19 protein-coding genes are annotated in these 22,751 nt (G+C 70.6%); 12 read left to right on the forward strand and 7 right to left on the reverse strand.

The genetic code is table 11. The features are described from left to right. Window positions 1–119 precede the first annotated feature (119 nt). Complete coding sequence (locus tag WMR31_RS04250; protein WP_340537529.1) at window positions 120–1,322, forward strand: winged helix-turn-helix domain-containing protein; 1,203 nt, start codon at window positions 120–122, stop codon at window positions 1,320–1,322. Between the two features lie 132 nt (window positions 1,323–1,454). Beyond that, the gene (secA, locus tag WMR31_RS04255; RefSeq protein WP_340537530.1) at window positions 1,455–4,304 is read left to right on the forward strand and encodes a preprotein translocase subunit SecA; all 2,850 of its coding nucleotides are present in this window, start codon (window positions 1,455–1,457) and stop codon (window positions 4,302–4,304) included. A gap of 490 nt (window positions 4,305–4,794) precedes the next feature. On the opposite strand, the gene WMR31_RS04260 is transcribed toward secA, so the two are convergent. Together WMR31_RS04260 and WMR31_RS04265 are read right to left on the reverse strand one after the other, a co-directional pair. After that, window positions 4,795–5,325 (reverse strand): Rv3235 family protein, encoded by a 531-nt coding sequence (locus WMR31_RS04260; protein ID WP_340537531.1) that lies wholly within the window; start codon window positions 5,323–5,325, stop codon window positions 4,795–4,797. Next, window positions 5,322–6,167 (reverse strand): LysM peptidoglycan-binding domain-containing protein, encoded by an 846-nt coding sequence (locus tag WMR31_RS04265; protein WP_340537532.1) that lies wholly within the window; start codon window positions 6,165–6,167, stop codon window positions 5,322–5,324. The genes WMR31_RS04260 and WMR31_RS04265 overlap by 4 nt, the downstream gene beginning before the upstream one ends. A gap of 113 nt (window positions 6,168–6,280) precedes the next feature. On the opposite strand from WMR31_RS04265, the gene WMR31_RS04270 reads away from it, so the two are divergent. After that, entirely contained in the window at window positions 6,281–6,820 is a 540-nt protein-coding gene (locus tag WMR31_RS04270) for a hypothetical protein (protein ID WP_340537533.1), read from the forward strand. Window positions 6,821–6,938: 118 nt separating this feature from the next. Here WMR31_RS04270 and WMR31_RS04275 read toward each other — a convergent pair whose 3' ends face one another. The 4 genes from WMR31_RS04275 to WMR31_RS04290 are packed head-to-tail and all read right to left on the reverse strand — an operon-like array spanning window position 6,939 to window position 10,397. Continuing rightward, the gene (locus WMR31_RS04275; protein WP_340537534.1) at window positions 6,939–7,280 is read right to left on the reverse strand and encodes a sec-independent translocase; all 342 of its coding nucleotides are present in this window, start codon (window positions 7,278–7,280) and stop codon (window positions 6,939–6,941) included. 9 nt (window positions 7,281–7,289) lie between these two features. Next, complete coding sequence (locus tag WMR31_RS04280) at window positions 7,290–8,462, reverse strand: Mrp/NBP35 family ATP-binding protein (protein ID WP_340537535.1); 1,173 nt, start codon at window positions 8,460–8,462, stop codon at window positions 7,290–7,292. A gap of 50 nt (window positions 8,463–8,512) precedes the next feature. Continuing rightward, window positions 8,513–9,109, reverse strand: a complete 597-nt coding sequence (locus WMR31_RS04285) for a DUF1003 domain-containing protein (RefSeq protein ID WP_445321594.1) — start codon at window positions 9,107–9,109, stop codon at window positions 8,513–8,515. Continuing rightward, window positions 9,102–10,397: a magnesium transporter MgtE N-terminal domain-containing protein gene (locus WMR31_RS04290; protein WP_340537536.1), complete on the reverse strand. Its 1,296-nt coding sequence runs from the start codon at window positions 10,395–10,397 to the stop codon at window positions 9,102–9,104. The genes WMR31_RS04285 and WMR31_RS04290 overlap by 8 nt, the downstream gene beginning before the upstream one ends. A 97-nt stretch (window positions 10,398–10,494) precedes the next feature. Between WMR31_RS04290 and WMR31_RS04295 the strand changes: the two genes are divergently transcribed. The 5 genes from WMR31_RS04295 (at window position 10,495) to WMR31_RS04315 (ending at window position 15,503) form a co-directional block, all read left to right on the forward strand. Then, a complete protein-coding gene (locus WMR31_RS04295; RefSeq protein WP_340537537.1) occupies window positions 10,495–11,001 on the forward strand; it encodes a hypothetical protein in 507 nt (168 codons plus the stop codon). A gap of 152 nt (window positions 11,002–11,153) precedes the next feature. Then, window positions 11,154–12,494 (forward strand): phospholipase D-like domain-containing protein, encoded by a 1,341-nt coding sequence (locus tag WMR31_RS04300; protein WP_340537538.1) that lies wholly within the window; start codon window positions 11,154–11,156, stop codon window positions 12,492–12,494. A gap of 3 nt (window positions 12,495–12,497) precedes the next feature. Continuing rightward, window positions 12,498–14,141, forward strand: coding sequence for a LicD family protein (locus WMR31_RS04305; protein ID WP_340537539.1), 1,644 nt, complete (start codon window positions 12,498–12,500; stop codon window positions 14,139–14,141). Continuing rightward, on the forward strand, window positions 14,125–14,346 hold the full coding sequence (locus tag WMR31_RS04310; RefSeq protein WP_340537540.1) for a DUF6752 domain-containing protein: 222 nt from the start codon (window positions 14,125–14,127) through the stop codon (window positions 14,344–14,346). Before WMR31_RS04305 ends, WMR31_RS04310 begins: the two co-directional genes overlap by 17 nt. Next, a complete protein-coding gene (locus tag WMR31_RS04315) occupies window positions 14,346–15,503 on the forward strand; it encodes a hypothetical protein (protein ID WP_340537541.1) in 1,158 nt (385 codons plus the stop codon). Before WMR31_RS04310 ends, WMR31_RS04315 begins: the two co-directional genes overlap by 1 nt. Here the strand turns inward: WMR31_RS04315 and WMR31_RS04320 are convergent. Further along, window positions 15,478–16,575 carry a glycosyltransferase family protein gene (locus tag WMR31_RS04320; protein WP_510182514.1) on the reverse strand — a complete coding sequence of 366 codons (1,098 nt, stop codon included), beginning with the start codon at window positions 16,573–16,575 and terminating at the stop codon, window positions 15,478–15,480. The two genes, WMR31_RS04315 and WMR31_RS04320, sit on opposite strands and share 26 nt — an antisense overlap. Window positions 16,576–16,652: 77 nt before the next feature. Between WMR31_RS04320 and WMR31_RS04325 the strand changes: the two genes are divergently transcribed. From WMR31_RS04325 to WMR31_RS04340, 4 genes are all read left to right on the forward strand, one after another. Next, window positions 16,653–17,801 carry an endonuclease/exonuclease/phosphatase family protein gene (locus WMR31_RS04325; RefSeq protein WP_340537542.1) on the forward strand — a complete coding sequence of 383 codons (1,149 nt, stop codon included), beginning with the start codon at window positions 16,653–16,655 and terminating at the stop codon, window positions 17,799–17,801. Beyond that, window positions 17,791–19,956, forward strand: coding sequence for an acyltransferase family protein (locus WMR31_RS04330; protein ID WP_340537543.1), 2,166 nt, complete (start codon window positions 17,791–17,793; stop codon window positions 19,954–19,956). The genes WMR31_RS04325 and WMR31_RS04330 overlap by 11 nt, the downstream gene beginning before the upstream one ends. Window positions 19,957–20,112: 156 nt before the next feature. Next, window positions 20,113–21,540 (forward strand): endonuclease/exonuclease/phosphatase family protein, encoded by a 1,428-nt coding sequence (locus WMR31_RS04335; protein ID WP_340537544.1) that lies wholly within the window; start codon window positions 20,113–20,115, stop codon window positions 21,538–21,540. 47 nt (window positions 21,541–21,587) lie between these two features. Then, window positions 21,588–22,721: a hypothetical protein gene (locus tag WMR31_RS04340; protein ID WP_340537545.1), complete on the forward strand. Its 1,134-nt coding sequence runs from the start codon at window positions 21,588–21,590 to the stop codon at window positions 22,719–22,721. Window positions 22,722–22,751: the final 30 nt, after the last annotated feature.

Consider the following 22,751-nt stretch of genomic DNA (forward strand, 5'->3'; position numbering starts at 1 on the left):
ACGAGTGCGGGCGGCGCCGACGAAACCCCGCCGTCGGGGAGGTCCGCAGGAGAGTTTGCCCGCCGGCGGGACGTCGTTCGCGGTCGAGAACCGTCCGCGTCATCGGGTAGAAACTGCGCGTGACCCAGTCGCTCAGCCAGGCCCAGGCCCGGCGGATCGCGTTGGCCGCCCAGGGCTTCCTGGACCGGCCTCACGATCCGCCGACGATGCGCACCTTCGCGCGCACCATCGCCCGTACCGGAGTGCTCCAGGTCGACTCGGTCAACGTGCTCCAGCGCGCGCACTACATGCCGCTGTACTCGCGGATGGGGCCCTACGACACCGCGCTCCTCGAGCGGGCCGCCAGCGGGTCGGATCGCCGGCGGGTGGTGGAGTACTGGGCCCACGTCCAGGCGTTCATGCCCGTCGACCTGTGGCCGGCGATGGCGCACCGACGCGAGCGGTATCGCGCCGAGCGCGGCAAGTGGGGCTTCGTCGCGAAGGACGACGAGCTCGAGCGCCGGCTGCTGGCCGAGCTCGCCGAAGGCGGGGCAGCCACCTCGCGCGATCTCGACGACGGCCTGCCGCGCAACAAGGACAACTGGGGCTGGAACTGGTCGCGTACCCGCCGGATGCTCGACTTCCTCTTCACTGCCGGGGAGCTTGCGATCGCCGGACGCAACAGCCAGTTCGAGCTGCGTTACGACCTCCCCGAGCGGGTGTTGCCGGCCGAGGTCCGCAACGCCCCCGACCTGCCGGTGGCCGAGCAGCACCTCGAGCTCGTGCGCCGGGCGGCGGTCTCGCACGGTGTGGCCACGATCCGGTGCCTGGCCGACTACTACCGGATGTCGATCAAGGACGTCACCGCGGCGGTCGCCGTGCTGACCCAGACCGGCGAGCTGGAGCAGGTGAGCATCGAGGGCTGGCGGCGTCCCGGCTTCCTCCACCGCGACGCTCGACGTCCGCGCGCGGTGCCGGCCCGCACCCTGCTGAGCCCCTTCGACCCGGTCGTGTGGGAGCGCGAGCGCACCGAGCGGCTCTTCGACTTCCACTACCGCATCGAGATCTACACCCCGGCGCCGAAGCGGATCTACGGCTACTACGTGCTGCCGTTCCTGCTGCGCGACCAGATCGTCGCGCGCGTCGACCTCAAGGCCGACCGACCCACCGGGCGGCTCCTGGTGCACGGCGCGTTCGCCGAGGCCCACGCCCCCGACGACACCGCGGCCGAGCTCGCGCTCGAGCTCGACCGGCTGCGCGGCTGGCTCGGACTGCAGGACATCGTCGTGGGGGAGCGTGGCGATCTGGTCGCCCCGCTGGCGGCCCACGTCGCGACGCTATGACGCACGCCACAGCCGGGTGTCTGCCCGCGGAACGCGAACCTGGTCCCGCTCGTTAGGATGGTCGGTGGCCCGATCCGGGCCCCTCAGCTTCAGCTTTTCCGTGCCCCACCCCCAGCCCCAGGAGTTCCTGCCGTGCCCGCGTTCATCGACAAGCTCCTCCGTATCGGCGAGGGCAAGACCCTGCGCCAGCTCGAAGCCGTGGCGAAGGCCGTGAACTCGATCGAGGACGAGTTCAAGAAGATGAGCGACGAAGAGCTCCAGGCGATGACCGGGGAGTTCAAGGAGCGGCTGGCCGAGGGCGCCACCCTCGACGAGCTCATGCCCGAGGCGTTCGCGACCGTGCGCGAGGCCTCGCGCCGTGTCACCGGGATGCGCCCCTTCGACGTCCAGATCATGGGCGGTGCCGCGCTGCACCTGGGCAACATCGCCGAGATGAAGACCGGTGAGGGCAAGACCCTCGTCGCGGTGCTGCCGTCCTACCTCAACGCGCTGAGCGGCAAGGGCGTCCACGTCGTCACCGTCAACGACTACCTCGCCAGGTTCCAGTCCGAGCAGATGGGGCGCATCCACCACTTCCTCGGGCTCACCGTCGGGGTGATCCTGCCGCAGATGAAGCCGGCCGAGCGTCGTGAGGCCTACAACTGCGACATCACCTACGGCACCAACAACGAGCTGGGCTTCGACTACCTGCGCGACAACATGGCCGGCTCCATCGAGGAGTGCGTCCAGCGCGGCCACAACTTCGCCGTCGTCGACGAGGTCGACTCCATCCTCATCGACGAGGCGCGGACCCCGCTGATCATCAGCGGCCCCACCCAGGACGAGGTGAAGTGGTACGGGGAGTTCGCCAAGATCGTCGACAAGCTCACCCTCGACGAGGACTACGAGGTCGACGAGAAGAAGCGCACCATCTCCGTCCTCGAGCCGGGCATCACCAAGGTCGAGGACCATCTCGGCATCGAGAACCTCTACGAGTCGGTCAACACCCCGCTGATCTCCTTCCTCAACAACGCGATCAAGGCCAAGGAGCTGTTCCGCAACGACAAGGAGTACGTCGTCATGAACGGCGAGGTGCTCATCGTCGACGAGCACACCGGCCGCATGCTGGCCGGACGTCGCTACAACGACGGGCTCCACCAGGCGATCGAGGCCAAGGAGGGCGTCACCGTCCGCGAGGAGTACCAGACCCTCGCCACGATCACCCTGCAGAACTACTTCCGGCTCTACGACACGCTGTCGGGCATGACCGGTACGGCCATGACCGAGGCCTCGGAGTTCGACAAGATCTACAACCTCGGCGTCGTCCCGATCCCGACCAACCGGCCGATGGTCCGCAAGGACCAGCCCGACCTCGTCTACCGCACCGAGGAGGCCAAGTACGACGCCGTCGTCGAGGACATCGCCGAGCGCCACGAGAAGGGCCAGCCGGTCCTGGTCGGCACCGTCTCGGTCGAGAAGTCCGAGCACCTCTCCGGCAAGCTGAAGGCACTCGGGATCGCCCACAGCGTCCTGAACGCCAAGGTCCACGCCGACGAGGCCAAGATCGTCGCGCTGGCCGGGCACAAGGGCGCGGTCACAGTGGCCACCAACATGGCCGGCCGCGGTACCGACATCATGCTCGGCGGCTCGGTGGAGTTCATCGCCGACGCCGAGCTGCGCAAGAAGGGTCTCGAGCCCACCGGGGAGACCGCCGAGGAGTACGAGGCCGCCTGGCCCGGCATGCTCGAGGAGGTCAAGGCGCGGGTCAGCACCGAGCACGACGAGGTGCGCGAGCTCGGCGGCCTCTACGTCGTCGGCACCGAGCGCCACGAGTCGCGCCGCATCGACAACCAGCTGCGCGGTCGCTCCGGCCGTCAGGGCGACCCGGGTGAGTCCCGGTTCTACCTGTCCCTGGAGGACGAGCTGATGCGGCTGTTCAAGTCCGAGTGGGTCGACCGCGTCCTCACCATGCTCAAGATCCCCGACGACGTCCCGATCGAGAACAAGAGGGTCACCAGCGCGATCGCCAACGCGCAGGGCCAGGTCGAGTCGCAGAACTTCGAGTCGCGCAAGAACGTCTTGAAGTACGACGACGTGATGGACCGCCAGCGCAAGGTGATCTACGGCGAGCGCCACGAGGTGCTCGAGGGCGCCGACATCGAGGAGCAGATCCGCGGCTTCGTCGACGACGTCGTCGAGGGCACCGTGCGGGGCTCGCTCGAGGACTTCTCCGAGGAGTGGGACCTCGAGCAGCTGTGGACCGACCTCAACCAGTTCTGGCCGGTCACCGTCGACCGGGAGCAGTTGATCGAGGAGGCCGGCGGCGACCAGGCCGGCCTCGACAAGGAGGAGCTGATCGCCACCCTCCAGACCGACGCCCAGGCGGCCTACAACGCGCGCGAGGAGGAGGTCGGCTCCGAGGTGATGCGCGAGCTCGAGCGTCGCGTGCTGCTCTCGGTGCTCGACCGCAAGTGGCGCGAGCACCTCTACGAGATGGACTACCTGCGCGAGGGCATCTACCTGCGGGCCTACTCCCAGCGCGACCCGCTGGTCGAGTACCAGCGTGAGGGCTTCGACATGTTCGCCGCGATGATGGACGGCATCAAGGAGGAGACGGTCGGCTTCCTGTTCAACCTCGAGGTCCAGCTCGACGAGGAGGACGAGGGCGAGGAGGTCGAGGTCGAGCTCCAGCTCGAGGACCCCGAGGAGCCGATGCGGCGCGACCTGCCCTCCGAGGCCCAGCCCGACGCCCCGACACTCACCAAGCAGGCCCCGCAGATCCGCGCCAAGGGCCTGGAGAAGCAGGCGATGCCCTCCAACCTCAAGCTGTCGGCGCCGAGCGAGGACGGCGAGGCGGTCGAGACCAGCGACGCGAGCGCGGAGCGCGACCAGTACGCCGGCGTCGGTCGCAACGCGAAGTGTCCGTGTGGCTCGGGCAAGAAGTTCAAGCAGTGCCACGGCGCGCCGGGCGGTCCGGCCGGCGTCACCGCACGCATCGGCTGACCTCAGCCTGGATCCACCGATTCTCGCCTGCTACGCGCCACCATATGGGCGCGCTGGCGGCGTTGCGGCCGCTCGATGGTCAACCAGAACGCCTTCGCGACCGCGCCTTGCCATCGCACCCATCTGGTGACGCTCGCCGAGCCGGCAATCGGTGGATGCAGGCTCAGCCTGGATCCACCGATTCTCGCCTGCTGCACGCCACGATATGGGCGCGCTGGCGGCGTTGCAGCCGCTCGATGGTCAACCAGAACGCCTTCGCGACCGCGCCTTGCCATCGCACCCATCTGGTGACGCTCGCCGAGCCGGCAATCGGTGGATGCAGGCTCAGCCTGGATCCACCGATTCTCGCCTGCTGCACGCCACGATATGGGCGCGCTGGCGGCGTTGCAGCCGCTCGATGGTCAACCAGAACGCCTTCGCGACCGCGCCTTGCCATCGCACCCATCTGGTGACGCTCGCCGAGACGACAATCGGTGGATCCAGCCTGGATTCAGGCGAATTCGAGAGCGGTGCACACCCAGCGGTTGCGGCGTCGTTCGAACCGGGCGGCCAGCGCGCGGGAGCGCTCGCCGTAGCGCACGTGGATGCTGGTCTCGGCGATGCCGGGCGCGGTGAAGCTGGTGTGCACTGACCACACGCGCGGCGTGACTGCCTGGACTCGCGCGACGCCGGGAAGGTGCCCACTCGCGCGGGCGACCAGCTGAGCTCGCCGCTCGAGATCGAGATGGACCTCGCGGCTGGTCCAGCGCACCAGTTGGCTCACCGGACGGTCCCCGCCCACGATCTCGACCACGGCCTGCCCGAAGCGTCGGGCCCAGCGCTCGAGGTCGTGGGCGCCGGGCCGGTCGAGGGGGAGGGGCAGCGCGGAGACCGCGGTAGCGGTCTCGGTCGAGTCGCGTGGTGCCGCGGGCGGCTCCAAGCGCGGCTGGAGGGCCAAGGCAAGGGTTCCTTGGGTCGCCGCGACCGGCATCGGGAGCCGCAGTGGGATCACGTTGTCGTGGAACGGGGGGCTGACGCTCATGGCTCACTCCTCTGGTCGGGTTGATCTGTGTCGGGCTGGTCTGGTGCGGGCTGGTCTGGTGCGGGCCGGCTCGAATCCGGCCGGTGGGGTGGGTGGTCCGGTGGTCGGTGCAGCCGCAACCCGGGGTGGATCAGGTCGGGGTCGGTGCCGACGTCGTCGCGGTTGGCCGCATACAGCGCCGCGGTGGCCCTGGCCACGGTGGAGACGTCGCGCCGTGCCGCGGGCAACCCGTCGCGCGCGATCGTCCAGAGGCTGTCGCCCGGACTGACGACGACCTCGCCCCGATCGCGGTTGGAGGCACCGCCCCCCGGCGTCGGCCCCGGCGTCGGCCCCGGTATCGGCCCCGGTATCGGAGCCTGTGCTGCGGGCTCGGTGCGGTGCGCCGGCCCCGTGGCGCGATCGGGGACCCGCAGGCCGTCGAGCGATCCGGCCGCCGCGGGCGTGGACCGCGGGGCGCCGTGCTCGCCGTCGACCGCATAGGCAGGTGTCACGGTCACCACCGCGAGACCACACGCCAGCAGGACGGCGCGCGCGGCCCACACCGGCACGCCACGCACCTGTCGAGGGGAGGTGCCGGCCGGCGTGGCGCTCGGGGCGGCTGTGGAGCGGTGCGTGCCGATCGCCTGTGCCAGCACCACGGTGGTCACCGCCCACGCCCATACCGCGCACCCGGCGAGCGCGACCGCCGCGACGTCGGCGAGTGCCAGGTCGAGCCGGCCGGTCGGCGGCCGGTGTCCGCCCAGCCAGTGGGCCACGACGGTGCCCGCCCAGCGACACGCGAGCACGGCCAGGGCACCGAGCAGCGCCCACACCGCGAGGCTGCGGAGCCCGCGACCGACCATCCCGAGATCACCACCACGATCGTTGCGTTTGCGTCTGTTTGCCTTACTTAACGCCCCTTTTACATCGGCGTCAATCGTTTCTCCACAGGTGCGCACGCCAGTAGGGTCGGGTCATGGGGTGGGAGGCGGAGATCTTCAGCCTGCTCGACGATCTGGAGCAGCAGGCGGAGTCGCTCTACGACGCAGACCGCGCGCCGGAGATCGCCGACCGGTCGCGCACCGAGTACCAGCAGGTCACCCTCGCGGCGCGGCTGATGGCCTCGATCGACCGCGACGTCACCCTGCACGTGTCGGGCGTCGGCCCGCTGTCCGGACGTCTCGACCGAGTGGCCAACGGCTGGTGCCTGCTGGCCTCCCCGGCCGGCGACTGGATCATCCCGCTCCCGGCCCTCGCCGCCATCGACGGCGCGGCCGACCGCGCCGTCCCGGAGATCGCCTGGTCGCCGTTGAGCAGACTCGGTCTCGGCTCCGCGCTGCGGCACCTCGCCGACGCGGGGGAGCGCTGCGTGCTGCACCGTCTCGACCGGGTGCGCCACGACGGCCCGCTACGACGCATCGGCGGCGACTTCGTCGAGGTCGCCGAGGGCGACCCGCCCCGCATCACCCTGGTCTCCTTCGCCACCCTCGCCGCCGTCCAGAGCCGCGACGTCTGACCGTGAATGCGACGCCGAGTCGGCGTTTGCGTCAAACAAAGTCGCCGACTCGGCGTGCACGCGACGCCGAGTCGGCGCGAATGCTCAACACAAACGCCGACTCGGCGTGAAGGAAGGGTCAGGTGGCTTCGGAGTCGAAGGGTGGGATGGCGCCGGAGGGGAGGGTGGCGGCGCGGCGCTTGGGACGGGCTTCGGCGGCCGCCTCGGCGTCGGCGTCCTCCATGGCCTCCATGATGTGCTTGCGCACGATCGTGCGGGGGTCGAGGTCGCGCAGCTCGAGGTCGGCGTACTCGGGGCCGAGCTCGCTGCGCAGGTCGTCGCGCGCGGAGTTGGCCAGCTGGCGCGCCTGGCGCAGCAGCCGCCCGGCCTGCTGGGCGAACTCGGGGAGCCGGTCGGGGCCGAAGACGAGAACCGCGACCAGCAGGATCACCGCGAGCTCAGGAAGCCCGACCCCGAACACGCGCGGGCCTCAGAACCGGTTGCTCGGGGTGAGTCCGAGTTGCATGCCGGCCAGGCCGCGACCGCGACCGGTCAGCTGGGCGGCGATCGAGGAGAGCTCGCGCGCGGAGGGGGCGCTCGGGTCGCTCTCGACGACGGGCTTCCCGACGTCGCCGCCCTCGCGCAGGGACACCTCGATCGGGATCCGGCCGAGGACCGGGACGTCGTACCCGAAGCGCTGGCCGAGGGTCTCGGCGACGCGGTCGCCGCCTCCGCTGCCGAAGATGTCGAGCTTGTGGCCGGGCTGGCCATCCGGGCCCGGCTCGCAGTGCGGGCAGGCCAGGTAGCTCATGTTCTCGATGACGCCGACGACGCGCTGGTGCATCATCGAGGCCATCGTGCCCGCGCGCTCGGCGACCTCCGCGGCCGCCTCCTGCGGCGTGGTGACCACGACCACCTCGGCGCCGGGAAGGTGCTGCCCGAGCGAGATGGCGACGTCACCGGTGCCCGGCGGCAGGTCGAGCAGGAGCACGTCGAGGTCGCCCCAGAAGACGTCGGAGAGCATCTGCACCAGCGCGCGGTCGAGCATCGGCCCGCGCCAGGCCACGACCTGGTCGCGCCGCGGCTTGAGCATCCCGATCGAGATCACCGAGACCCCGGACGGCGTGGGCACCGGCATGATCAGGTCGTCGACCTGGGTGGGGCGCGCGTCGGCGACGCCGAGCATGGCGGGTACCGAGTGGCCGTAGATGTCGGCGTCGAGGACGCCGACCTTGAGCCCCTGCTGGGCCATCGCGATCGCGAGGTTCACCGTGACCGAGGACTTGCCGACCCCGCCCTTGCCGCTGGCGATCGCGAACACCTTGGTGAGGTTGCCCGGCTGGGAGAACGGGATCTCGCGCTGGGCCTGGCCGCCTTGGAGGATCTCCTTGAGGCCGGCGCGCTGCTCGGCGGTCATCACCCCGAGCGTGAGGTCGACGTCGGTGACGCCCTCGACGCGGTGCAGGGCGGCGTTCACGTCGCGGGTGATGGTGTCCTTGAGGGGGCAGCCGGCCACGGTGAGGAGCACCGTGAGCCGGACCAGGCCGCTGTCGGTGATCTCGACGGTGTCGACCATGCCGAGCTCGGTGATGGGCCGCTTGATCTCGGGGTCCTGCACGGTGGCGAGGGCAGCGTCGATCTGCTCGCGATTCGGTGACGTCATGATGCGGCCAGTCTAGGAGCAGGCTCCCCGGCGGCGGTGATCGGAGGCGGTCAGGAGCCCGGGGGCGGCGGCCGGTCGTCGTCGGCACCGGGTTCGGAGTCTGCCTCGGACGCCGCCGCGGCCGCTCGCTCGTCGAGCTCGGCCAGCAGTGAGCGGAGCTCGGAGCGGACGTAGTCGCGGGTGGCGACCTCGCCGACCGCCATCCGCAGCGAGGCGACCTCGCGGGCCAGGAACTCCATGTCGGCGTGCGCGCGGGCGTTGGCCTGGCGGTCCTGCTCGGCCACGACCTTGTCGCGCTGCTCCTGCCGGTTCTGCGCCAGCAGGATCAGTGGTGCCGCGTAGGACGCCTGCAGGCTCAGGATCAGGGTGAGGAAGATGAAGGGGTAGATGTCGAACTTGGCATCGCCGGGGATCAGGACGTTCCAGCCGATCCAGATCGCGACGAACAGCGTCATGTAGGCCAGGAACGTCGCGGTCCCCATGAACCGGGCGAACTGCTCGGCGAAGGTGCCGAACGACTCGGGGTCGTAGGCCGGACGCCGCACCAGCTGACGCCGGTTGTCGCGCGGGGTGTCCAGGCGGGTGCGGGGCTCGCGACTCTGGCGAGGGTCCGGACGGCTCTCCTTGGGATCGCGCTGCTCAGCCACGACCCACCCCTTCCTCGATCCCCGTCCGGTCGTCGCTGCTCAGTGCCCGGTCGCGCCAGTTGGCCGGCAGCATGTGGTCGAGCAGGTCGTCGACGCTGACGGCGCCCAGCAGGTGCCCGTTCTCGTCGACCACCGGCGCACACACCAGGTTGTAGAGGGCCAGGTGGGCCGCGACCTGATCGATCGTCGCCTCGGGACGCAGGTTCTCCATCGAGTCGTCCAGGGCCCCGGCGACCAGGGTGGAGGGCGGCTCGCGCAGCAGGCGCTGGATGTGGGCGACACCGACCAGGCGTCCCGTCGGCGTCTCCAGCGGCGGGCGGCACACGAACACCAGCGAGGCCAGCGCTGGCGTGAGGTCGGGGTTGCGCACTCGGGCGAGCGCGTCGGCCACGGTGGCGTCGGTGCCGAGCACCACCGGCTCGGGGGTCATCATCGCGCCGGCAGTGTTTTCGACGTAGGACATCAGCCGCCGCACGTCCTCGGCCTCGTCGGGCTCCATCAGTGCGAGCAGGATCTCGGCGGTCTCCGGAGCCAGGTCGGCGATCAGGTCGGCGGCGTCGTCGGCCGACATCTCCTCCAGGACGTCGGCGGCGCGCTCGGAGTCCAGGTGCTCGAGGATCTCGACCTGGTCCTCCTCGGGCATCTCCTCCAGTACGTCGGCGAGCCGCTCGTCGTCGAGGGCGGCGACGACCGCCGTGCGACGCTCCTCGGGGAGGTCGTGGATCATCGTCGCGGCGTCGGCGGGCCGCATCTCGTTGAGGGCGTGCAGCAGCGCGGTGGCGCCCTGGGCGTCGCCTCCGGGACGGGCGAGCCCCTGCACGTCGCGCCACTCGGCGACGTGCGTCTGTCCGCGCCGGCGCAGCCCCTTGGCAGGCTCCTGCACCGCTACCCGGCTCAGCAGCCAGTCGCGGGTCCGGCCCTGCTCCATCGCGACGTCGTAGATGGTCCCGCTCACGGTGCCGCTGGCGCCGCCGCCGGGGATGGTCACCTGCCGGTCGAAGATCTGTCCTACCACCAGCGTCTCGGTCGAGCGCTGCTCGAAGCGCCTCATGTTGAGCAGGCCGGTGGTGTAGACCTGCCCGGCGTCGATGTGGGTGACCCGGGTCATCGGCACGAAGATCCGGCGCCGGCCGAAGACCTCGCCCACCAGGCCGAGCACCCGCGGCTGACTGGCCTCCGAGCGCATCACGACGACGACGTCACGCACCTTGCCGACCTGATCCCCCTGGGGGTCGAAGATCGGCAAACCCACCAGGCGGGCGACGTAGACGCGCGCGGGACTGCTCACGTGACCGCACGCTACCGGTGTGGGCTCCGCGGGAGGTCACGACGTTCCGAGTGCGTGTTCACCCGGTTCTGCACACCCGCGACCTACAATGCAGTCCATGGCGTCTCGCACCACCACCCCCACCGGTCGCACTGGCCGCATCGGTCGCTCACGCGCCGGCTCGCTCGCCGGGCTCGCCGCAGGTGCCCTTCTCGGTCTGGCGCTGCTCACCGGCTGCGGATCGGAGTCCGACGACGCCGAGAACGCCTCCGACGACACCTCGAGTTCGACTCCGACCGAGTCCGGCACCGAGACCAGCCAGCCCACCAGCGAGCCCAGCCAGACGCCGACCAGCGCCCCGCCCACCAGCGAGGCGGTACCCCCGGGCACGCCCGCCTGCGCCGACGTCTGGACCGCCGGGGCGGTTCTCCCGCGCACCTACTCCGGTTGCGCGGACGGCGAGACCTACGTCCCCGCCGACAAGCTGGGCTGCTCATCCGGCCAGCGCCTGGTCCGCTACGCCGACCGCTTCTACGCCATCGCCGGCAGCGACATCAGCGAGGCCGACGGCCCGCTGATGAAGGACAAGGACTACGGCTCCGCGGCCGCCCGGTGCAGGGCCTGATGAGGCCTGCGACCACTGCCGATTTCGGAACCGGCCCTGGTGCTGCACACAATCGAAACGACGTACCGAACGACGCAACCGCACGACCCCCGCACTTCTCGTCAGCAGCACCGAGCTGACGAGCCACCCCGACTCGATGGGATGAACCGGCTGTGGCCAAACTCCTCGCGCTGATCGTCGTTGTCGCGGCGCTCTCCGTCCCCGCCGCTCAGGCGCCGGCGAGCGCTGCACCACCCGACAACTTCAACCCCCGCCCCGGAGCGACCTTCAACAGCCCGCTGGGCAGTGTCACCGACCGCCGCACGATCTTCCGCAAGATCATCCGGTCCATCAACTCCACCCCCAAGGGCGAGAACATCAACATCTTCTCGTGGAACTTCCTCACCCGTGAGGGCACCGACGCGCTGCTGCGCGCTCAGGGACGCGGGGTGCGGGTGCGGCTGCTGATGGACAACCGCAACAACGTGGAGATCCCGAACGCGCCGTTCCGGCGGCTGCGCTCGGAGCTGGCCCGCCACAACAAGGGCCGCAAGCCGGCGCGCAAGAGCTGGGCGCGCACCTGCATGGGCTCGTGCCGTGGCAGCACCGGCTCGGCGCACTCGAAGTTCTTCATGTTCTCCCAGGCCGGCAAGGTCAAGCGAGTCGTGATGCAGGGCTCGGCCAACCTCACCCTGGCCTCCACCAACAACCAGTGGAACGACATCTACACCCACACCCGCAGCAAGAACGTGTGGCGCTTCTACAACAAGATCTTCCGTGAGGCCAAGCGCGACCGGCGTGCCGCCAAGCCGTACGTCTCCCAGCGCTTCGAGAGCAACTTCCGGCTCATCCAGTTCCCGATGGCCACCCGCAACGACCCGGTGATGCAACTGCTCAACCAGGTCCGGTGCAGCGGCGCCAAGAACACCGCCTCGGGCAAGACCCGGATCCGGATCGCGCCCGACGTGATCCGCCAGGACCGCGGCATGCGCCTGGCCCGCAAGGTCCGCTCGCTGTGGAACAACGGCTGCGACATCAAGATCGGCTACACCGTCGTCGGCATCGACGTCGGCCGGATGCTGCGGGCACCCGGCCCGCGCGGCCCGGTCCCGATGCGACACCTCGTGCAGGACGTCAACGGCGACGGCGAGTTCGACAACTACTTCCACCTCAAGGCGATGTCGGTCGTCGGCAAGCTCGGCAAGAACAACCGCGCCTACGCCGTCCTCAACGGCTCGGCGAACTGGTCCGGCCTGTCCGCGGTCAGCGACGAGAACCTCGGCATCTACCGCAGCAAGCGCGACACGCTGCGCTACCAGAGCCACATCGACTACTGGTACAACCGCTTCTCCAGCGGCAGCGCCCGTCAGGCCGTCCCGCAGTTCCGCGGCGCCACCACGCCGCCCCCCGGTGAGCGCCTGGTCTTCGGCTCCGACGCCAACGCCGTCTACGAGGACGGCACGCCCTACAGCACCACCGGCGTCGACCCGTACGCCCACATGGCCGGCGACTGAGCGTTGAGCGGCACCGGCACGAGCACGAGCGCGCCGTCGCGACGCGCCGCACCGGGGCTGACCCGGGTGCGGCGCGTCGACGACGACGGCGTGTCGGTGCTGGTCGGCGACGACCGACCACTCGACGTCTGTCTCGACGGCCGGCGGATCTGGACGTTCTGGACCCGCCGGGACACCGATCCGGTGGCTCCGGTCGACGCGCTGGCCCGCGGGCCGTGGCCGGCTCGACGGGCCGTCTGGCCCAAGCCGCTGCGCGCTCATCTCAACGGCACGGGCCGGATCACCGTGTCCGACTCGGTCACCGGTCGTGAGCTGTTCGACAAGACGGTCACGCTGGGGGAGGGCTCCGGCCCGATCCGGGTGCAGAACCGTCGCGGGGTCGATTTGGGCATCGACAAGTCCGGACGACTGGTGCCGACCTTCGCCAGCCGCAGCGACCGCGACATCGAGGCCCTGCTCGATGCCACCGACGCCGTGCTGGAGGCGCTGCGGGAGGCGGGGGTCGAGCCGTTCATCGCCTACGGAACCCTGCTCGGCGCGGTGCGTGAGGGGGCCGTCCTCGGCCACGACTCCGATGCCGACCTCGGCTACGTCAGCTCTCACACGACGCCGGTCGACGTCGCCCTGGAGTCCTATCGGATCCAGCGCGCGCTGGCCGAGCGTGGGCTGAGGATCGCTCGCTACAGCGGTGCCTCGTTCAAGGTGATGGTGAGCGAGGGCGACGTCACCCGGGGCCTCGACGTGTTCGGCGGGTTCTTCGACGCCGGCCGGCTGCACCTGATGGGGGAGATCAACACCCCGTTCGAGCGCGAGTGGATCTACCCGCTGGGCACCGCCGAGCTCGACGGTCGCCCGATGCCGGTCCCCGCCCGGCCCGAGAAGCTCCTCGAGGCGATGTACGGGCCCGGCTGGCGGGTCCCGGACCCGGCGTTCAAGTTCACCACCAGCGCCCACACGATCCGCGCCTTCGACGACTGGTTCCGCGGCACCCAGCCGGGCATCCGCTACTGGGACCGTCATTCGCACTACGCCAAGCGCAAGCCGCCCCGCGAGAACCCCAGCCAGCTGGGGCGCAAGGCGGCCGCGGTGGCCGAGCGGATCGGCGCCACCGAGGTCCTCGACGTCGGCGCCGGGCGTGGCCGCGACGCCATCTGGCTGGCCCGCCAGGGCCTTCGGGTCATCGCCTACGACTACGTGCCGCGCGCCCTGGACCTGGTGGCCGAACAGGCTCGCGCCGAGGGACTCGACCTCGAGGTGCGCCACCTCAACCTCACCGATGGCCGCTCGGTCCTCGCCGAGGGCGCCCGTCTGGCCCAGGACTCTCAGCCCCGGGTGATCCTGGCCCGCCACGTCGCGGACGCGACGTCGTCGGTGGGCCGAGAGGCGCTGGCCAGGTTCAGCTCGATGGCGCTGCGGGCCGGCGGCCAGCTGCTCACCGAGTTCCACCCGACGTACAAGACGCCGCCAGGCGCTGCCAGGGTGCCCGACCACACCCGCGAGGAGTGGATGATCGGGCGCCCCGATCCTGAGGTGTTCGCGGCGTTGCTGCGCAAGGCCGGAGCGCGCGGCGTTAGGGTCGTCAACCGGAAGCCGACGACCCGTCCGGTCGTGCGAGTCGTAGGAGTGTGGCGTGGTGCAGGTAAGTGACCTTCGGCCCGGCGCGGCGCGGGCCCAGATCCGCCGGCTCGAGGAGCGGGTGGCCGAGCTCGAGAGCGACCTGACCGAGCTGCGACGGCACCAGGTCCGGCTCGCCGAGATCGTCGACGTCGTCCAAGAGCTCCTCGTCCCGCTCTCCGGCCGCGACGAGGCGGCCGCCGCCGAGGCGATCGAGCGGTTCCAGAGGTCGCTGTAGTGGTCGATTCGGTCTATGTCCATCTCGGACTGCCGAAGACCGCGACGACCTACCTCCAGACGATCCTCTGGTCGAACCGGGAGGCGCTGCGCGAGCGCGGCGTGGTCGTTCCCGGCTCGGAGCGGCGTGACCACCTGTGGGCCTCGCGCACCGTCCGCGAGGAGCGCAAGCAGGAGCACGCTCCGGAGCGGCACCGCACCGCATGGGACCGGATCCGCACCGAGCTCGCCGAGGCCGACGGCGTCGGCCTGATCAGCCACGAGTTCTTCGCCGCCGCGAGCGCGCAGCAGGCCCTCGACATGGTGGCCGCGCTCGCGCCGGCGCAGGTGCACCTGATCGTCACCGCCCGCGAGCCGCTCGGCCTGTTCACCGCGAGCTGGCAGGAGAGCCTGAAGAACGGCGCCAGCACCCCGATGAGCCAGTACGGCCGGACGGTCTCGCGCCGCCCCGCCGACATCTGGAACTGGCGCACCCTCGACCTGCGCCTGGTCCTGCGCCGGTGGTCGCAGGCGGTGCCGGCCGAGCGGATCCACGTCCTCCCGCTGGACCCGGCCGCCGAGCGCGAGGAGGTGTGGCACCGGTTCGCCGGCGTCCTCGGCCTCGACGCCGAGGCCGTCGCCGGCATCGACCTGTCGGCGTCCTTCCCCAACTCCTCGATGGGCGTGGCCCAGGCAGAGACGCTGCGCCGGATCAACGCGGGGCTCGACGGCTTCGGCACCGCCTTCGACCGAGGTGTCTACCTACGCAGCTACCTCGCGGACGAGCGGCTCGTGCCGCAGGGCGGCGAGCGGTTCTGGCCGGCGCCCGACCAGATCGCCGAGTGCCGCCGGCGCGGGGAGGAGGCCGTGGAGTACCTGCGCGGCGCGCCCTTCGACGTCGTCGGCGAGGTCGGGCACCTGCGGGTGCCGCAGGTGCTGGAGGAGCGTCGCGAGCCCGATTCGGTCACCGATGCCGAGGTGGCCGAGGTCGCGGTCGACCTGGTCTCCCGGATGCTGCACGACGTCCGCGACCTGCGCCGCGGACGCGGTCTCGACGAGCCCGGCGAGGCAGAGGCGTCCACCGGCCCCCGGGAGCGACTCAGCCGGATCGGCGAGCGGGGGGCACGCGCTGCCCGGGCAGTGCGGACGCGGCTCAGCCGCGACGAGCCAGACGCTTGAGCTGTTCGCGCCGGCCCGGCTTGCGCTGCGACCCGCCCGGTGCGGCGCCCTTCTTCCCCTTTGCCTTTCCCTTGGCGGGGTCGTCGATGAAGAACGACCCCTTGGGCCGGTCGGCCAGCTCGGACACCCGACCGGCCAGCGCCTCGCGCTGGGCGTCGTCGAGGCTGCGTGGCTGTGCGGGTGCCTCCAGCGGGTCGATCTCCAGCAGGAAGCCGAGGTCGGCGAGGGTCTCGACGTCGTCGGCGGTGGTCTGCTCGTAGATGCGGCGCAGGTAGCGCTCGCGGACGTCGTCGGGCAGGTCGTCGGTCACCAGGCTGCGCAGCGCCTGGGCCGACGGCGCTCGTGAGGCCCGGTAGCGCGCCGGCCCGGCGTGGGCCAGCGCGGTCCACTTGCGCACGAACTCCTCGCCCGAGGGGGCGTCGTAGTGCAGGACGCCCAGGCGCGGGTCCTCGTGCCGCTCCTGCTTGCGCCCGTCCTGCGAGACGGCGTCGTGCAGGGTCAGGCCGAGGCCCGAGCCGGGGCGGACCCCCGACTTGCCCATCACGTGCCCGTGGAAGTAGTGCTGGTTGGTGGGCTCCTCGATCGTGCCGAGCACGCGGAGCAGGTTGAGCTCGCCGTCGCGCAGCAGCCTCTTGAAGAGTGTGGGGCGGCCGGCGTCCCACACGCTCACCGCCTCGAACGGCGGCAGCCAGACGGCGTCCTGGGAGGCCGGGACGGCGGCGAGCGCGCGGCGATCGAGGCGGGCGACCTCGTCGCCGTCGATGTGGAAGAGCCACTCGGCCCACTCGAAGGGCTCGAGCACGGCGCGTGCCCAGTTGGCGTTGGTGCGCTGGCGCACGTTGAGGCCCGCTGGACGCTTCCCGCCCCACCAACCGGCGGTGTCGGTGCGCAGGCAGGTGACGTGCGGGTTCTCATCGAGCGCGTCGGCGACCTCGCGCTGCTCTGTGTCGTCGGGATCGTCGAGGAACACGAACATGTGGTCGACGCCGCTGGCAAGGTTGGCGGCCACGAAGAACGCGACGTTCTCGGCCGAGTCCTTGACGGTCGAGGCGGTGAGGAACATGGTGGTCACCGTAACGAGAGTCCGCCTGCGGTGGGGTATTCGCGAGAACCCCAGCCAAGCGCGGCTCCCGTGTTAAGGTCGCGCACGTGGTTCAGCACTCCCATCGCGCCCGCAGTGGGCCCGGGAGAGGGCTCATTCTCGGTGTCGCGCTCGCGGTACTCGCCCTCGTCGTCGGCGGGATCTTCGTGGTCTCGCGCACCGGCGACTCTGCCGCCGCAGAGGACCGTGCCGACGCGCGCAATGCCGCTGCCGAGGCCCAGGCGCAGGCCGAGGCCGACGCCGAGGCGGCGCGCGCAGCGAAGGCCGAGCGGATCGCCGCCCGCCAGGCGCGCAAGCAGCGCAGGTTCGAGCGCCTCCAGCAGGCGATGTCGGTCAAGACCCGCGAGCGGGCCATCGAGATCTTGGCCAAGCACGACGCCGCCGACAGGTACGAGCGCAAGCTGAAGCGGGAGAAGCGCCGGGAGAAGCGGCGTCAGGCGCGCCTCGAGGCCCGCCAGAACGCGCCGTTCACGATCAAGGTCGGCTCGTTCAACGTGCTCGGCAGCCAGCACACCGGTCCCGGCGGTCCGCGCCCCTACCCGGCCGCGTCGGTCCGGTCGGTCGGTGCGGCGAACCTGATGTCGAAGCACGGCGTCGACGTCGTCGGCACCCAGGAGCTGCAGGACGACCAGCTGCGCCAGATCCAGGGTCGTACCGGTTTCGCCGCCTACCCGGGCTTCGCCTGGGGGGTCAAGGAGACCGACAACTCGATCCTCTACGACGACAGCCAGTTCGAGTTCGTCAGCGGCAGCAAGTTCACGATCACGTTCATGGGGCGCCCGCGCCCGCAGCCGATCCTGCGCCTGCGCGTGCGCGACACCGGACGCGAGTTCTACGTCGTCAACACCCACCCCTCAGCCGGCGGCGGTCGCTACGCGGCCGAGCGGGCGCGGGGCCGGTCCACGCTGATCAGCGTGGTCAACGGCCTGAAGTCCGAGGGGATCCCGATCTTCGTCACCGGCGACATGAACGACCGCGAGCCCTTCTTCTGCCAGGGCGTCGCCGCCGGCGGACTGGTGTCCTCCAGCGGAGGAAGCTACGGCAGCGGATGCAAGCCGCCGCCCGGTCCGATCCCGGTCGACTGGGTCGTGAGCACCAACGACGTCAGCTGGACCGACTACTGGCGCGACACAGCGGCCACCGACAACCGGATCAGCGACCACTTCTTCATCAGCGCCACCGCTCATGTCGGTTGAGGCCCAGACCCGCGACCACGCCGCCGGCGGCAGCGCCAACCCCGCTTCGAAGAGCAAGGGATTCCGGCCCGACATCCAGGGCATCCGCGCACTCGCGGTGCTCCTGGTCATCGTCAACCACCTCTTCCCCGGGCGGCTTCCGGGCGGGTTCATCGGCGTCGACGTCTTCTTCGTCGTCTCCGGCTTCCTGATCACCTCCCTGCTGCTCAAGGAGGGCTATCGCGACCGGCGGATCTCGCTGGCCGACTTCTACGCCCGTCGCGCCCGCCGGATCATCCCAGCGGCCACGGTCGTGATCTTGGTGACCGCGGTCGTCGCGCTCCTCACCCTGCCGCTGCTGCGGGTCAAGGACATCCTCACCGACAGCGTGTGGGCCTCGTTCTTCGCCGCGAACGTCCGGATGGCGAACGTAGGCACCGACTACTTCGCCGAGGGACAGCCGCCCTCGCCGCTGCGCCACTACTGGTCGCTGGCGGTGGAGGAGCAGTTCTACCTCGTCTGGCCGGCGCTGCTCGTGCTGGTGCTCGTCCTGCTCCGACGCCGGCCGGGGGCGGATCCGGAACGGGTGCCGTTGCAGTTCCGCCGCGTCGCCGCCGTCCTCATCGCGGTGGCGATCCTCGCGTCCTTGGTGTGGTCCATCTGGGCGACGTACAACTCGCCGGTCACCGCCTACTACTCCACCTTCACCCGCGCCTACGAGCTCGGCATCGGCGCAGCGTGTGCCCTGCTGCCTCGCGCGACGTTCCTGCCGCGGTGGGGGAGGACGCTGCTGGGAGTGGCCGGCCTCGCGCTGATCGCCTACGCCGTCCTCACCTTCACCGCGAAGACGCCGTTCCCCAGCTGGTATGCCGCGCTTCCGGTGCTCGGCACCGCCGCGTTGATCGTGGCGGGCAGTGGCGGCGATCCGCGCACCGACACCCCGGTCGGGCGGCTGCTGTCGATCCGGCCGGCGGTCATCATCGGTGACTGGTCCTACTCGCTGTACCTGTGGCACTGGCCGATCATCGTGCTGCTGCGAAGCAACCTCGGGGGAGAGCGCTTCTCCACGCTTCCGGTCCAGCTCGGCACGCTGGTGCTGATCTTCGTGGTCAGCTGGGCCAGCTACCGCTGGATCGAGAACCCCTTCCGCTACGGCACGTGGAAGCGCACCGGGAAGGCTTTGCTGATCTACCCGGTGAGCATCGTGACGGTGCTGGCCACCGTGCTGGTGAGCAACCAGGTCGTGCGCTACCAGCTCGGCGAGTTCGAGGACAACCCGCCGATCACGGTCTCCGAGTACGGCAAGAAGGACCCCGGTGACGACAAGTACGTCGCCTTGGTGAAGGCCTCGGTCGCGGCCGCCGAGGAGGGCGCACCGGTCCCGAGCGACCTCACCCCCGGCCTGCTGAACCTGCGCAAGCAGACGGCGTCCCTGGGCGACTGCGACTACCGCACCGGCACCACCGACCTGTGTCCCTTCGGCGACTCCGACGCCGACCGCTCGATCGTGATGCTCGGCGACTCGCACGCTCGCGCACTCTCGCCGGCCTTCGACGAGATCGGGAAGAAATGGGGCTACCGGGTCTACGTGCTGGTCTACAGCGGCTGCTCGGCCACCAGCCTCACCCAGATCGACCGGGCGACCGATCGTGCCTGGTCCGGCTGCGAGGACTTCAAGGAGTGGGCGCTGGGGACCATCGAGGACCTCCAGCCCGACCTGACGGTGATCGGTACCGACGTGGGGCGCTACACCGACCCGTCGACCGGCGACACCGTCGGCGGCGACGACGCGCCCTTCTTCGACGTCATCGAGACCGGCTGGCGCGACCTGTTCACCACCCTGCAGGACTCCTCCGACCGGGTGGTCGTCGTCGGCAACTCGCCCAAGCTCCCCACCGAGCCCGGCACCTGCCTCAGTGACGGGAACCCAGACCTGGGGGAGTGCTCCTGGAAGCCGGGGCCCTACTCCCAGAAGGTGGCCAAGACCTCCTTCGCCGCCGCCAAGGCGGCCGGTGCCGAGTCGCTCGACGTCCTGCGCTGGTTCTGCGCCGACGACCTGTGCCCCTCGGTCGTGGGCAGCTACATCACCATGCGCGACTCCGAGCACATCACCCCCGACTACGCGCGCTGGATCTCCCCGGCGATCGCGAAGGCGCTCAGACTCGACAGTCGGTGACCTGCGTCGCATCGACACCCCGTTGCGACACGCCGAAGGAAACTACATACCAGTAATTCTCCGGTTTGTGTTGTATGGGGTTTGTGGGAATGGTGTGATTCGTGTGCTCTGACCCCCCGGTGGGGTCGCATCCCCCCGTCGAGGAGTCGCATTTCTATGGGCGCGCGCACCGTGCTGACCACGCTGACCATTCGAGCCAGAGCCCGAGCGAGCCTGGCGGCCGCCGCGCTCGCGGTGGCCGGACTCACCCTCTCGGTGGGAGCGGTGCCCAGCGGCCAGGCCGCTCCCGCCCAGCCGGGATCCCAGGGATCAGCCGGAGTCGCGGCGCGCGCCGTCGTCCCGAGCCCGATCATGATGACGCACGCCAACATCTACACCGGCCTCACTGTGCCGAGGTTCCAGGCGGACGTGAAGAAGGTGCTCGCCCCGTTGCCGGACTTCGTCACCTACAACGAGGTGCCCTTCCGCAGCGACGCCGTGATGGCGCCCGACGGCTACGACATCCACCGCAGCTACACCAACCGCTACACCTCAGCCACCGCCGTCGCCTGGCGCACCGATCGGTGGACCGAGGTCGCCTCGGGCACCCACATGCTCTCCAACTGGCGCGGCAAGCCGCCGGGCCGGGTGACCGAGCTCGGCCGGCGGTTCGCCAACTGGGTGACCCTGCGCGACCTCGACGGCCGCACCCTGTCCGTCGTCGCGGTGCACGTGGCACCGAACGTCCGCGGCATGCCCGACCTGGCGCGTCGTTCTGTCACCCGCCTCGGCAAGCTGACCGAGCAGCTCGCCCCGGCGGGTCCCGTCCTGGTCGGTGGGGACTTCAACTTCCACTACCGCAGCGGCCGCTACCCGGCCGACCTGCTCGCCGCGGCCCAGCTCGAGCCGACCTTCGACACCCTCGGGAGCTTCTTCGCCACCGGCGACCACCACGGCGCGACGATCGACTACATCTTCAACCGTGGTGGCGGTGCGCTGGTCGCCGACCAGCACTTCGCGACCGAGCTCAACTCCGACCACGACGCCGTCACCGCCGGCTTCAGCTGGCTGGCCGAGGCGCCGAGCACCACCCAGATGTTCACCAGCGACCCCGCCGGCAACGCCGCAGCCCGCCGGGCAGCGCTGGCCAGCCTGATGTCCGGCGTGCGCGAGGCCGAACGGGGCGGCACCGTGCAGGTGGCGACCACCCGGCTCGACGTCTACGGACTGACGATGGAGTTGCGTCGAGCGGTCAAGCGCGGCGTCAAGGTGCAGTTCGTGAAGATCGGCAAGAACACCACCGGTCGCGAGCGGCGGCTGGCCTCCCTGATCTCCCGCCGCGGGGTGAAGGGCAGCTGGACACGCCAGTGCACGACCTCCTGCGTGCAGCAGTGGAAGGCCACCTCGCGACCCCTGGTCGGTGCGGTCAACGGACTGCTCCAGGTCCGAGACGTCGTCCGCGGCCCGCAGGTGCGGTGGGACACGACCCGCCAGTTCTCCATGCCCCTGCTCACCGAGCGGTCCACCGTGCGGATGAGCAGCGGCCAGGAGGCCATCGACCAGGGCAACAAGCTGTTCGGGCTGCTCACCAAGAACGCGCGCTAGACCCGCCCGGTTGCCGAGGCTGAGCGCCATGCCGTAAGAGTGTGCCCATGGCGTCTCAGCCGCAGCGGCTCTACCTCCACATCGGCATGCAGAAGACCGGCACGTCCTACCTCCAGGACGCCATGCTTCGCAGCCGCGAGCGGCTGGCAGACGCCGGGGTCGACCTCGTGCCTCCCACCAAGCGCGAGTGCTTCGAGCTGATGGTCGTGGTGCGGGATCGCTACGAGGCCCGCCGGGACCCCGCCTCCGACCAGGCCATCCTCGATCGCTTCACCCGCGAGCTCGACCAGGCCACCGGCGGGCGGGCGGTGTTCAGCCAGGAGTCGTTGGCCGGCGCGGGTCCGGCGCAGATCACGCGGCTGCTCGAGCTGTGCGGCGATCGCGAGGTGCACGTCGTCGTCACCGCTCGTGACCTCGCTCGACAGCTGTCGTCCTCGTGGCAGCAGGAGCTCAAGGCCGGCAGCACTGTCGACCTGCCGAGCTACCTGCGCCAGCTGCGTCGCGCCCAGCGGGCCGGCCGCGGAGGCCACCCGTGGATCCACCTCGATCCGCCGCAGGTGCTCGCCCGGTGGGCAGAGGCGCTGCCTGCCGACCGCCTGCACCTGGTCACGGTGCCGCCGAGCGGGAGCCCCACCACGGTGTTGCTCGAGCGCTTCGCGCACACGATCGGCTTCGACCCCGACCTGCTCGAGCCCGAGGACAGCCCGAGCAACTCCAGCCTCGGGGTGGTGCAGGCCGAGGTGCTGCGCCGGGTCAACGAGCGGCTGCCCGAGGAGGTGCACCGACGCTACATCTACGCCGACGTCGTCAAGCGGGGCTTCAGCGCCGGTGTCCTCGTCAAGCAGCAGCCGCGTCGCATCCGGGTGCCGACCCGGCTGCGGCCCTGGTGCGAGGAGGTGAGCGAGGCCCAGATCGTCGCGCTCGGCGCGTCCGGTTACCAGATTCGGGGCCGGCTCGACGATCTTCGGTGCCCCGACTCCGCCTTCACCGACGAAGACCTCGCGGTGAGCGAGGAGGAGATCGCCGAGGCGACGCTCGCGGCCGTCTCGACGATGCTCACCCAGCGCGGCACCGAGCTGGCCAAGCGGCGCAGCGGCCGGATCGAGGTCGCGGCCGACGATGAACCCGAGCCCCGGACCGTAGGACTTGCCGGCCGGCTGCGGCGCCGGATCGGCCGCTGAGCGCGTCCTGCGAGCCCACCACTACGCTCT

This window comes from Nocardioides epinepheli (genome assembly GCF_037936805.1).
GTDB lineage: Bacteria > Actinomycetota > Actinomycetes > Propionibacteriales > Nocardioidaceae > Nocardioides.